Below are 13,097 nucleotides of genomic sequence, written 5' to 3' on the forward strand. Positions count from 1 at the left end.
GTCACTTCACACCGATTAGCAATGTAAATATCCCCCTCTTTTTTACTTTTTTTATATCAAATTATTGACAAAGTCCCCTTTCACCTATACCCAATGGGAGAGGGTGTTTTTTAAGTCTATTTTCAAAATTTTTTTATTTTTTTTTGAAAAAAGTTGAATAAACGCAAAAAAGCCGCCTGCTCCAATTAAGTAACAGACGGCTAAATAGCTTAATTTAAATGTATATTACCTTTATATTCTTTTTTCGGGATTTGTATAGCTTGACGATGATTTCATCCAATACATCAGTGTATTTACCCTGTACAATCATTTCATTTTTGAGGTCAATAAGTGATTTCAAAACCTCGGAGCGTTCTTCATTCGTAAGATATATATGGTATTTAGGGTCTTTCATAATAATCACTTCCTTATACCATTATTATATATAGAAAGGATTTGTTTTCAATTATGCGAATAAACTACCACCATACCGCACAACTAATCTGTTAGCAGAGATTAATTGGTATTTTTAACGCTGTTAGCAAAACGACGGTTTTTGTTAGCAAAATCAGCGATTTCGTGCTAAAACCTGTTAGATAACCACACACTTTTGTTAGCACGATCACGGAAGCGGAAGCCGTAAAAAGAGAAAAGCCGCTTTCGATGAAAAATCATCAAAAACGGCTTAAAATGGCGTCCTCGGCGGGATTCGAACCCACGGCCTTCCGCTTAGGAGGCGGACGCTCTATCCGGCTGAGCTACGAAGACGTGTATTAAATTTACGATTATTCTACCACATTACCATACACTTTCCAATCAAAAGTGTGTGTTGCAACATATTCTTAGGAGGCAGTCACTCTATCCGGCTGAGCTACGGAAACATTTTAATTTTTTAATTTTATTATATATATTTCCAAATTTTCCAACAATCATAATCTAGAAATAATGTATTGATGTATTATAGTAAAAAAGCACTTTCATAAAGAAAGTGCTTTGGCGGAGGACAAGGGATTTGAACCCTCGCGCCGGTTACCCGACCTACTCCCTTAGCAGGGGAGCCTCTTCACCACTTGAGTAATCCTCCAAAAATAAACCGCCATTAAAATAAAAATGGCGGAGGGGAAGGGATTCGAACCCTTGGTACCTTTCGGTATCACTAGTTTTCAAGACTAGCTCCTTAAACCACTCGGACACCCCTCCGTGTTTCAACGATATTTATTATAGCAGAGGGTACTCGTATTGTCAAGAAAAAATTTCAACTTTTTTCAGTTTTTTTGAATTTTTATTTATTTTCTACTTTCCTATTCTTTAGTATTCCCATAAACACTAGGCTACTGAGGATTTTATAATATTTAAAAATTTTCAAAAAAACTTATAAAACTGCTTTTTAGGCTATTAAAAATTATAAATAGTCAAAAAATAAAGCGTAAACTCTAAAAAGAATTTACGCTTTTCGCTACTCGGTAATTAAATTATATCAAATAAAATATTCAAAAGTCAAGAAATATTTTACTGATTTCTTTATCTCATGCGTCTTGCATGTCTCATTCTGCGTCTACGACGAGCTTTCTTCTTCTCGTTAATTGTAACCAGAACAAACACACTGCCCATTACGGCAATAACGACACATAGCCATTTAATTAGCTGAGAACTACTTTCATTTGTAATAGGAGTAACCTGTTCAAAGCTTTCGCTTGATGTTACACCTGCAAGGGCTTTACTTGCCAGCTGATTTGATTCTAATACAACAGACTTGTTAGTAGTTTCATCTGTTGTTGAAATTGGTTCAGCTATTGTAGTTGGTTCTTCAGTAGCATCCTTAAATGTAAAGGTTGCAAGTTGCTTTTCTTCATTATTATCTTCTGTCTTAGCTTCAGGATTTGCAACAGCGTTTTTGCTGAATAAAGCTTTCTTTGTTGCACTATCTACAGAACCTGTTACAGTGATTTCGTTATAATCCTGGAAATCCTTAATAGCCTGTTCTGTATCTTCACCAAAGTAACCTGTTGCATTACCCTTTTCTAGGTAATTTAACTTGATAAGCTGGTTCTGAATTGATGTTACATCTTTGCTATAATCACCAACAGAGATAACTTTTTCTTGTTTCTTTGTTTTTGTTGTAGTCTTTTTAGTTGACTGTTTCTTTGTAGTAGTTTTCTTCTTTGCTACAGTTGTAGGAGCTACATATACCGGAGCATTATTGGAATAAAGAATATCTCTATCTGTTTTACCACAGATACCGTCAACAACTACACCGGCAGCAGTCTGGAATGCCTTGTAGGCTTTCTGAGTGTCTGTGCCAAAGTAACCTGTAATGTCACCGTTATAGAAACCAAGTTCTTTTAGTCTCTTCTGGATTTTAGTTACCTGACTACCGGAGTCACCTAACTGCCATGCTGTTTTCTTTTTCTTATGCTTCTTATTACTTGAGGAAGAGTCTGCAGTAGAACTCATATTACTAGGTGTCTTATTAGATGCACCATCTGAGCCAAATGAATATGTAACACCATCAATAGTTCTTGATGTATTTACGATATACTGACCATCTTCGTAATAATAATACTGTCCGGCAACTTCCTGCCAACCAGATGTAGGGTAGCTTACACCTGAAATCTTAAACCACTGAGTCCAAGATTTGTTACTAATAGAGTCAAGACATACATTAGAGATTTCGTCACGAGCATCAATACCCATGCCACCACCAACATATACACCAACATGACCATACTGATAAAGACCAAGACCATGAATTCTTGGTATTGAACTGATAGAGCCTGATTCAGGAGAAGCAGCAATCATAGATTCTGTTACTCTCTCACCACCGGCATATGAATAGATAAGTCCACTACAGTCAACAGAGCCAACTGAAGCACCACCCCAAACATACTTCCAATGTTCGTTATAAGCTCGATAAGCCCAACTTACTAGCCCGGCACCTGACCCGGATGCAGAAGCAGTTGATGTACCGATTACTGTTGCACTTGCTAAAATTGCAACACATATAATCAGCGTCAATATTCTCTTAATTTTTGTCATAGATCAACCTCCAAAAATAAAAGCGTCTACCACACGCTGTTATAAGCAAATTACAATAATTACATTACTGTAACAAAATTATAACAAATCGATTACTATATTGCAAGGAAATCAAGGCAATTTCTCAACATTCAGTGGATATTTATATAATATACACAAGATTATTCTATATAAGAATTATGGATTGGTAACAATTTTGTTAATATTTTTCTTTATAAGAATTATATTTGTAACTTTTAATAAATTTAATTGTAGAATAATGTAAAAAATCACTATATAAATAGACCTTTTGTCAAAATCTATCCCTATAGCGATGTGTATTTTGCTATATGATTTTCATTTGTAAATTTAGTTACTGTTGTGTTGAATTATAATTTAGTATGTTAGTAAAATTAATAGTTTTGATTTTGTTCTTAAATATTAATATGTAGTACAAATTAGGGGTTTTCAATTTTGTCTGTGGGTTAAGCTTAATTTGTTAAAATAATCTATGTACTGATACAAACAATATTATATTATAAAATGAAATAACCACCTACTAAATGTAAGTGGTTATCTTTATAAACTTTTATAATTTAGAATTAAATTAAATCACCAATTGAAACTTTATTATCAACTAGGTTAACTTTATGGTGGATTTTCTTACCCTTTTTGATAACAAGTTCATTATCTGTAAAGTCATCTTCCTTAATTTCTAGGAAAATGTCAGTTACTTTAGCATCATTTACAGAGATACCGTTCTGAGTGATAAGTCTTCTGCCTTCACCTTTACTTGAGATAAGACCACACTTAACAAGTAGGTCAAGAATTTGGATACCCTCACCTAGTTCATCCTTAGTTAGGTCTGTTGATGGCATATTAGCATCTTTACCACCACCGGCAAATACTGATCTTGCAGTATTCTGAGCCTTAGTAGCCTCTTCTTCACCGTGAACAAGTTTTGTTAGTTCAAATGCAAGAACTTCCTTAGCCTTGTTGATTTCAGCACCTTCTAACTTTTCAAATTCAGCAATTTCTTCTAATGAAAGGAATGTTAACATCTTTAGACACTTAATAACATCACTATCATCAACATTTCTCCAATACTGGTAGAAATCGTATGGTGAAGTCTTTTCAGCTGAAAGCCAAACTGCACCTGACTGTGTCTTACCCATCTTCTTACCTTCTGAGTTTAGAAGTAGGTTAATAGTCATTGCATATGCGTCCTTGCCAAGTTTTCTTCTGATAAGTTCAGTACCACCTAGCATATTAGACCACTGGTCGTCACCACCGAACTGCATATTACAACCATACTTCTTGTATAGTGCGTAGAAGTCATAAGACTGCATAATCATATAGTTAAATTCAAGGAAAGATAGACCTTTTTCCATTCTCTGCTTGTAACATTCAGCAGTTAGCATTCTGTTAACACTAAAGTGTGCACCTACATCTCTAAGTACATCAACATAGTTAAGGTCCATTAGCCAATCTGCATTGTTTACCATTAGAGCCTTGTCATCGGAAAAGTCAATAAATCTGCTCATCTGCTTCTTGAAACAATCAACATTATGCTGAATAGTTTCAGGTGTCATCATCTGACGCATATCAGTTCTGCCTGATGGATCACCAACCATTGCAGTACCACCACCGATTAGGGCAATAGGCTTGTTACCTGCCATCTGTAGTCTTTTCATTAGGCATAGTGCCATAAAGTGACCTACATGTAGGCTATCGGCAGTTGGGTCAAAACCAATATAGAATACAGCTTTACCACTGTTTACAAGTTCTCTAATTTCTTTTTCATCTGTAACCTGTGCAATTAATCCTCTTGCAACTAGTTCTTCATAAACGCCCATTTCTAGTTTCCTCTCATTCATTTAATTATATATTATATAGAGTATAACAAAAACATTTGATTTTGTAAAGAATTATCTTCTGCCACTTCTGTTGTGATTGTTGTGGTGTCTGTTTCTGTTTACATTTCTGTTTTTGTTTTTATTTTTGTTACGGTTATTTTGTTTGCCCTGAGAATTCTTTTGAGTTCTCATATTTTGTGGCATAGATACAAGACAGTTCTTGCCATTACCGATTAAATCGGTTCTACCGGCTTTTCTAAGTGCCTCTACAACAATTTCCTTATTCTTAGGGTTAAAGTATTGTAGCAATGCTCTCTGCATATGCTTTTCTTTCATAGTCTTTGGCACATATACAGGTTCTAGTGTATATGGGTCAAGTTCTGTATAGAACATTGCAGTACTGATTGTACCCGGTGTTGGGTAAAAGTCCTGTACCTGTTCAGGTCTAATGTGTTCTTTTTTTAGGAATAATGCAAGTTCTACTGCATCCTTTAAAGTTGAACCGGGATGTGAACTCATTAGGTATGGTACAAGGTACTGTTCCTTACCAACTTGTTTTGTAAATTTATAGAATTCATCCTGAAATCTCTTATAAGTTTCAATATGAGGCTTACCCATTTTATCAAGGACTGCTGCTGAACAATGTTCAGGTGCAACCTTTAACTGACCACTAACATGGTACTTAACAAGTTCATGGAAAAACTCTTTGCTTTCATCCTCCATAAGGTAATCAAAACGAATACCTGAACGGATAAACACCTTTTTGATACCCTTAATTGCTCTCATTTCTCGTAGAATATCAATATATTCTTCGTGATTAACTTGAAGATTTCTGCAAGGCTTTGGTGCAAGACACTTTTTATTCTTACACATACCATGTTCTTTTTGGAAAGTACAAGAAGGCAATCTAAAGTTAGCAGTTGGTCCACCTACATCGTGAATGTATCCTTTAAATCTTGGATTATCAACTAATCTTCTTGCCTCATCGAGTACACTTTCTTTACTTCTGACAGTAATTGCTCTGCCTTGATGGAATGCAATTGAACAGAAATTACAAGCACCGAAACAACCTCTGTTGTGGGTAATTGAAAATTCAACTTCCTTAATTCCAGGTACACCACCAAGTGCTTCATAACTAGGATGATAATACTTTTCGTATGGTAAAGAATACACCCAATCAAGTTCTTCTGTTGTAAGTGGTGGCATTGGTGGGTTTTGTACAAGAATATACTTACCATGACGCTGAATAACTGTTCTGCCTCTTACTGCATCAGCCTCTTCAAGTTCTTTTCTGGCTGCAATAGCATATTCCTTTTTGCTTTCACAAACTCTTTCATAGCTTGGCAAATCAACTACAGGACCGGGCTTATATTCACTTGTAGGTACATAGTAACAAATACCCTTAATGTCTCTTAACTGCTTAACTGACTTACCTTGTGCAAGTCTTTTTGCAATTTCTATTGTTTGATTTTCACCCATACCATAGGTCAAAATATCTGCTTGGCTATCAAATAGAATTGACTGTCTTACAGAATCATCCCAATAGTCATAATGGGCAAATCTTCTAAGTGATGCCTCCAGTCCACCAAGAATAATAGGTGAATCAGGATATAGCTTTCTGAGAATTCTGCTATATACAATTACTGCTCTATCAGGTCTTTTACCTGATTTACCACCTGCAGTATAGGCATCATCAGAACGCTTTTTCTTATTTACTGTATAGTGTGCTACCATTGAGTCAATGTTACCGGAAGTAACAAAGAAACCTAGCTTTGGCTTACCGAATGGATTGAAGTTTCTTTCATCTTTCCAATTAGGTTGCGAAAGAATTGCAACCCTATAACCTTTAGCCTCTAAAACTCTTGAAATAATAGACACACCGAAAGATGGATGGTCAACATAACTGTCACCTGTTACAAAGACAAAGTCAATTTCGTCCCATCCTCTTTCTTCAACTTCTTCTACTGTAATCGGAAGAAATGCCATAACTCTTACTCCTGTGAAGTTTCTTCTTCACTTTCTTTTCCTAAATTATTTTTTCTTTCAAGCCAATCTTGATAAGTCATTAGAACTTCCCTTGGCTTACTGCCTTGGTGTGGTCCTACAATGCCCAAACTTTCCATTTCGTCAATCATTCGTCCTGCTCTTGCATAACCAACCTTTAGTCTTCTTTGTACAAGGCTTGTTGATGCTTGTCCTGCATCAATAACAATCTTAATAGCTTCTTCTATCTTTTCATCAAGATCCAAGTCACCATTGCCATCCTTATTGTCAGCTTCCATTCCCTCAACTGTAATCTTCTTGATTCTTGCTTCAACTTCTTCGTTGTACTGAGAACGATGGTGATTCTTGATATATCTTGTAACACCTTCAATTTCTTGGTCACTGGCAAAACAACCTTGAACACGAATTGGCTTTGGTGCACCAACAGGTGAATATAGCATATCACCTTTACCGATTAGCTTTTCAGCACCACCAAAGTCAAGAATTGTTCTTGAGTCAATATTTGAAGAAACTTTTAGTGAAATTCTTGATGGAATGTTAGCCTTGATAACACCTGTAATAACATTTACAGATGGTCTCTGTGTTGCAATAACAAGGTGCATACCGGCTGCTCTAGCCATCTGTGCAAGACGGCAAATGCTTTCTTCTACTTCTGAAGGCGCTGCCATCATAAGGTCAGCAAGTTCATCAATAGCAATAACACAACGGAACATTTTTTCTGTTCTAACAGGTAGTCCGTTAATTTCCATAACCTCAGGTTCTTCACCTTCAGGTACATCTTGTTCTGCAATAAACTGTAAATTACTTTTGATTAGGTCATTGTAAGAATTAATATCCTTACAATCATATTCAGAAAACAGTTGGTATCTCTGTAACATTTCGCTTACTGCCCAGTTAAGTGCTGCCGCTGCTTTCTTAGCATCGGAAACTACAGGAATAAGCAAATGAGGAATACCTTTATATTTAGAAAATTCAACCATCTTAGGGTCAATAAGTAGAAACTTAACTTCATCAGGAGTTGCTCGGTAAAGGATACTCATTAGTAGCGAGTTAACACAAACAGATTTACCTGAACCTGTTGTACCGGCAATAAGTAGATGAGGCATTTTGGCAAGGTCAGTTGTAACAATCTCACCACTAATATCTCTACCAAGTACACAAGTTAATTTACTCTTAGCATTTCTAAATTCTTCACTGTCAATCAGTTCACGCATAGAAACCATTGATACTACCTTGTTAGGTACTTCAATACCTACAGCAGCTTTACCCGGAATAGGTGCTTCAATTCTTACACCGTTAGCTGCAAGGTTAAGGGCAATATCATCTGCAAGGTTAGTGATTTTACTAATCTTAACACCTGGAGCCGGTTGAAGTTCATATCGAGTAACTGATGGACCTCTGCAAATATTTGTAATCTTTACCTTAACACCAAATGAATCTAGAGTTGAAACAAGCTTTTCAGCTTTTTCTTGCATTTCATTTCTAATATTAGATGCATTTTTGTTTTCGGCAAGTTTTAGTAGCTGAATTGGTGGGAACTCATAGTTACTATGCTTTTCGTTACCGTTTGCCTTAATCTGTTCATCAAGAGCTTTTGTTTCATCTTCAATTTCAGCAGTATCAACTGATTGATTAGCAAGTTTTGCTGCATCTTTAAGTGCTTGAGTTTTTTCTTTACGAACATTCTCTTTAATAGCATCTAAAGTTGATGGGTTATCATTTTCAATCTGTTGATTTGCCTTTTTGATAATATCAATTAAATTATCAGTTTCATCTCTCTGTTTAACAAGAGAAGTATCTGCATTAGCATTTGTATCGCTATTATCTGTATTTTTATTTTCGTTAGAAGAATTATCTTTCTTTTTCTTTCTAATTGGACCGTCTAGTGGTATATCTATCGGACCATTATAAGTAGGTACAAGACTTTCTTCTTCATAAGGCTTTTCAAGTTCTTTTTGCTTTTCCTTTTCAATTCTTTCTTGCTTACGAATTTCAGCTTGATGCATTGCTTTTTCCATAGGCTTTCTTGCTGCCTTTGCAATATCAAGAAGTGAAACACCTGTAATAATAAGTAGCAATACTAAAATCAAAAGTACAAGTAAAATAACTGAAATAGTGTTACCTAGTCCGTAACTCATAGGATAGCCAAGTAATGCACCAAAAAGTCCACCACCACGACTGACAAAAGAATCTCCGTTAAAACCTGCCATAAATTCATGACCAAGCTCTACAAAGTAATTGCCCTTTTGATAACCACTGAAAATGTACCACAATGTACAAGCTAGGAACACTGTTAAAGCACAGAAGCCTACCTTAGTTTTTAATCTATGTACTTCCTTTTCCTTAGCAGTCATAATCGCTATATATAATAATGAAACAGAAATTAAAACTGCAGAACCACCAAAGATACCGTAAATAGAGTTGCTGATAAAACTCCAAACAAAGTTACCTTTGATAAATAACAAACAAAAAGACAGAACAGCTAGGGCAAGTAAAATAATTGCTCTTACTCTGTAATTTGCAGGTTTCTTTTCTTTCACAGAGGAAGAATTCTGGTTTTTGCTTTTATTATTTACTTTTCCTTTACCGGAATTAGAAGTCTTTTTAGCAGGACCTTTTCCCTTAGTTTGTTTAGCTGACTTCTTATCTGTATTTTTTGTCGCCATTAATTAACCTTCTTTTACTATAGTGGAGTGTGTGAGAAAATATTGAAACCACAATTCATCTCAATTAGTGCAATAATAATACCAACAATACCGATTACTGCTGTATAAATTGCGAATATGTACATCTTGTCTGTCTTTAAGAACCATTTAAAAATGATAATTGCTAAGTAACCTACAACGGCAGAAACTACCATACCGATAATTAGTGGAGCAATTCCAATTTCAGCAGTAGGTGATACATTTGAACCTAAAGCATCTTTTAGTTCAAAAACTGCTGATGCTAAAATTGTTGGAATGCCTAGGATAAATGTATAGTCAATAGCCTTTTGCTTGTTGATACCACGCATTTCGCCAACTGCAAGAGTTGAACCTGAACGAGAGATACCGGGTAGTGTAGCAAATACTTGCATTACACCAACACAAATTGCATCAAGAACATTGTAGTTCTTTCTACCGTCTTCATTTTCTAAATCTTTTCTTGAATGAATTGCATGAGTACAAGTACGCTTATTACAAGCAATACCAATCCAAAGTAAAATTGAAGTGATAACTAAGAAACTTGCAACATAAATTAGATACTTGTTACCGGAGAACATTTCTGATACATCTTTAAATACCATATTTGTACCCGGTACAGGAACGAAGAGTAGGAATAGTGGAAGTAAACCGATAATAAGCATAAAAATCATATTTTCATCATCAGTTCTGTTTTTCCAACTAAACTTACCTGTGAAAATCTTTTTGATTAAACCGAAGAATGACTTTATCAAACTCCAAAGTAGTTTGTAATAGAAAACACAAACTGCAAACAATGTACCAACATGAAGCATAATGTTAAAGAAGAAGTTGCTTTCTCCGTCAACACCAAAGATATGTTGTACAAGTGTCAAATGTCCGGATGATGATACAGGTAAAAATTCAGTTAAACCTTGAACAATACCCATAACAATTGAATAGATATAATCCATAATTCTCTCTCCTTATGTAACTGCCTAAGCAGTTATTTTTGGTTGTTTATCATATCATAAAGTGAAGCAATTGCCTCGCTCAATGTGCCTACCGAATCAATTAAGCCACATTTTACGGCTTTCTCTGAATCAAGAATTGTGCCAATATCCGTAACAAGTTCTCCGGTATTCAGTACAAGGCTATTGTACTTTTCCTTTGAAATGTTGGAATTGTCGCTGACGAATGTATTTATTCTCTCTTGCATTCTCTGAAAATACTCAAAACTCTGTGGCACACCCACAGTAAGACCGTTTGTCCTTACAGGATGTGCAGTCATTGTGGCACTTTTTGCAATAAAACTTTTCTTTGCCGATACTGCAAGTGGTATACCAATTGAATGGCCACCACCAAGTACAATAGAAACTGTTGGTTTCTTCATACCGGCAATAACCTCAGCAATTGCAAGTCCTGCCTCTACATCGCCACCAACTGTATTAAGCAAAATCAAAAGTCCCTTAACATTTGGGTCTTCCTCTACTGAAACCAACAAAGGAATAATATGCTCATACTTAGTAGTTTTGTTCTGACTTGGAAGAATATAATGTCCCTCAATCTGTCCGATAATTGTCAGACAATGAATTAAGGTATCTTCCTTACCTGTTAAGACTGAACCGATATTCTTGATACCCTCTGCATTTTCAGCAGAAAGTGACGCCTCATCATTTTGTTCGTCATTTTCTTGATTAGATTTCAAATTAAAGTTATCTACATTATTCATTATATACACCTCAGCATTAGTTTTTGCCAAAGTTCAGATATAATGTACAAACTCCATATAATTATATCATTATATATATGTTTATTTCAAGAATATTTTTCCCATTTTATCCTTAAATTAATGATTGAAAATTGTATATAATGTGCTATAATTAGAATAATAATATTTTTGGGAGGAAATAATTGAATAGTAATGTAATATTAGGAATTGTCATAGGGCTACTAATCCTATGCTCTAGTTTCTTTTCCTGTATAGAAACTGCTTTCTCTTGTGTTAGTACAGCAAGGCTAAAGAATGAGGAAAGCAAAGGTAACAAGAAAGCAAAGAATGCTCTCTTTATCACAGAAAATTTTGACAAAGCACTAACCACAATATTAATTGGCAATAATGTTGTGAACCTTGGTTGTTCATCTTTGGCAACTGTACTTTGTATGAATATTTTTCAGAATTTTGCTGCTGCAATTTCAACCGGTCTTACAACAATACTGGTACTTACATTTGGTGAGATTATTCCAAAATGTATCGGCAAAGAAAAAAGTGAGGCTGTTGCACTTAACACTGCAATTATCCTAAAAGGCTTAATGATTGTACTTACTCCACTATCATTCCTTTTCATTGCAATCAAAACCGGTGCATTAAAGTTGCTTAACATTAGAAACGACTCACCTACTGTAACAGAAGATGAACTAAAATATATTATTGAACATTCTGAAAATGAAGGTGTACTTGAGGAAGAAGAAAGTGAAATGGTACAGTCAGCCCTAGAATTTGACGAAAAGTCAGCCTTTGAGGTACTTACTCCTAGAGTTGATATGTTGGCACTTGACATTGATGATGACTTTGAAACTAACAAAAACAAGATTCTCACAGAAAGATACAGTAGAGTTCCTGTATATAAAGAAAATCTTGACAACATCTTAGGTATTCTATACACAAGGGATTACCTAGAGGAACTGATTGATGGTAAAACACCTGACATTAAGTTACTTATTAATGATGCATTCTTCACATATAAAAGCAGAAAACTAAGTGCATTAATGAACGACCTTAGAAAAAATCAAGTTAATATGGCAATTGTTACTGATGAATACGGTGGTACACTGGGCATTGTAACAATGGAAGACTTGATTGAAGAAATTGTTGGTGAAATCTATGATGAAGATGAGGACATAGAGAAAGAATACACAAAGTTAAGAGAAAACTGTTACTTTGTAAGTGGTGACCTTGAATTTGACCAACTACTTGAACTTACCGACAGAGAGGACTTTGACAATGATACAGAAAGTCATACTGTTGGTGGTTTTATCTTTGAACATATGGGAAGAATCCCTAAAGAGGGAGATAAGTTTGAGATTGATGGTCTTTCTTTTGAAGTATATAAGGTTGAAGAAAGAAGAATCATCAGTGCAATTGTTAAGGTTGACCCATCAAAAGTAAAGAAAGAAGAATAATAATTTTAAGTATTAATTTTATGATTTTTCTGTTTTTGTTTTTAGGTTCTTCCTTTTGGCTTTAAACTTTTGGTTTCCTAAATCTTTGGAATTCTAAACTTCAGAAACTTGAAATTTTGGGACTTTAAATTTTAAATTTCATATAATTCTATTAAATAACTTATTCTAAACTAGGTGTTTACCCCACCTAGTTTTTCTTTTGTTATTTTATTATTTTAATTTTGTTTATGGGTTAGGGTAAAATTGTTCTGTAAATTAGGGTTTTTCAATTTTGATTGTGGGTTAAGATAAGCTTGTTATGCAAATTTGGATTTGTGGGGATATTTAAATATGAAAAGTGTAAACTATGTCCTTGTATAAACTGTAAACTATGTGATTGTACAATTCAAAATACAACGAT

Annotated in this window: 7 protein-coding genes and 3 tRNA genes; 1 reads left to right on the top strand and 9 read right to left on the bottom strand. The window is 34.8% G+C overall.

The genetic code is table 11. From position 1 onward, the window contains the following. Positions 1-670 precede the first annotated feature (670 nt). The 9 genes from WMO18_RS09315 to WMO18_RS09355 all read right to left on the bottom strand — a co-directional run bounded on the left by WMO18_RS09315 (position 671) and on the right by WMO18_RS09355 (position 11,246). A tRNA-Arg gene (locus WMO18_RS09315) sits at positions 671-747 on the bottom strand. 226 nt (positions 748-973) lie between these two features. After that, positions 974-1,063: transfer RNA gene (locus tag WMO18_RS09320), tRNA-Ser, on the bottom strand. Positions 1,064-1,090: 27 nt separating this feature from the next. Next, positions 1,091-1,179 (bottom strand) — tRNA-Ser (locus WMO18_RS09325). 321 nt (positions 1,180-1,500) lie between these two features. Further along, on the bottom strand, positions 1,501-3,015 hold the full coding sequence (locus WMO18_RS09330; protein WP_211148063.1) for a C40 family peptidase: 1,515 nt from the start codon (positions 3,013-3,015) through the stop codon (positions 1,501-1,503). A gap of 581 nt (positions 3,016-3,596) precedes the next feature. Further along, the gene (gene tyrS / locus WMO18_RS09335) at positions 3,597-4,850 is read right to left on the bottom strand and encodes a tyrosine--tRNA ligase (protein WP_211148062.1); all 1,254 of its coding nucleotides are present in this window, start codon (positions 4,848-4,850) and stop codon (positions 3,597-3,599) included. A 72-nt stretch (positions 4,851-4,922) separates the two neighbouring features. Then, positions 4,923-6,836, bottom strand: coding sequence for a YgiQ family radical SAM protein (locus WMO18_RS09340; RefSeq protein ID WP_211148061.1), 1,914 nt, complete (start codon positions 6,834-6,836; stop codon positions 4,923-4,925). A 5-nt stretch (positions 6,837-6,841) separates the two neighbouring features. Next, positions 6,842-9,520, bottom strand: a complete 2,679-nt coding sequence (locus WMO18_RS09345; protein WP_248004718.1) for a DNA translocase FtsK — start codon at positions 9,518-9,520, stop codon at positions 6,842-6,844. A 17-nt stretch (positions 9,521-9,537) separates the two neighbouring features. Next, a complete protein-coding gene (locus tag WMO18_RS09350; RefSeq protein ID WP_022505554.1) occupies positions 9,538-10,488 on the bottom strand; it encodes an undecaprenyl-diphosphate phosphatase in 951 nt (316 codons plus the stop codon). Between the two features lie 32 nt (positions 10,489-10,520). Next, positions 10,521-11,246 carry a ClpP family protease gene (locus WMO18_RS09355; RefSeq protein WP_211148060.1) on the bottom strand — a complete coding sequence of 242 codons (726 nt, stop codon included), beginning with the start codon at positions 11,244-11,246 and terminating at the stop codon, positions 10,521-10,523. Positions 11,247-11,428: 182 nt separating this feature from the next. On the opposite strand from WMO18_RS09355, the gene WMO18_RS09360 reads away from it, so the two are divergent. Further along, positions 11,429-12,697, top strand: a complete 1,269-nt coding sequence (locus WMO18_RS09360) for a hemolysin family protein (RefSeq protein ID WP_211148059.1) — start codon at positions 11,429-11,431, stop codon at positions 12,695-12,697. The last annotated feature ends 400 nt before the right edge of the window (positions 12,698-13,097 follow it).

The organism is Ruminococcoides intestinihominis (assembly GCF_040096285.1).
GTDB classification, from domain to species: domain Bacteria; phylum Bacillota; class Clostridia; order Oscillospirales; family Acutalibacteraceae; genus Ruminococcoides; species Ruminococcoides intestinihominis.

Excerpts from the sequence above, each read along its gene's own strand:
- WMO18_RS09345 (WP_248004718.1), bottom strand. The coding sequence starts at position 9,520 with ATGGCGACAAAAAATACAGATAAGAAGTCAGCTAAACAAACTAAGGGA.
- WMO18_RS09330 (WP_211148063.1), bottom strand. The coding sequence starts at position 3,015 with ATGACAAAAATTAAGAGAATATTGACGCTGATTATATGTGTTGCAATT.
- tyrS (WP_211148062.1), bottom strand. The coding sequence starts at position 4,850 with ATGGGCGTTTATGAAGAACTAGTTGCAAGAGGATTAATTGCACAGGTT.
- WMO18_RS09350 (WP_022505554.1), bottom strand. The coding sequence starts at position 10,488 with ATGGATTATATCTATTCAATTGTTATGGGTATTGTTCAAGGTTTAACT.
- WMO18_RS09355 (WP_211148060.1), bottom strand. The coding sequence starts at position 11,246 with ATGAATAATGTAGATAACTTTAATTTGAAATCTAATCAAGAAAATGAC.
- WMO18_RS09340 (WP_211148061.1), bottom strand. The coding sequence starts at position 6,836 with ATGGCATTTCTTCCGATTACAGTAGAAGAAGTTGAAGAAAGAGGATGG.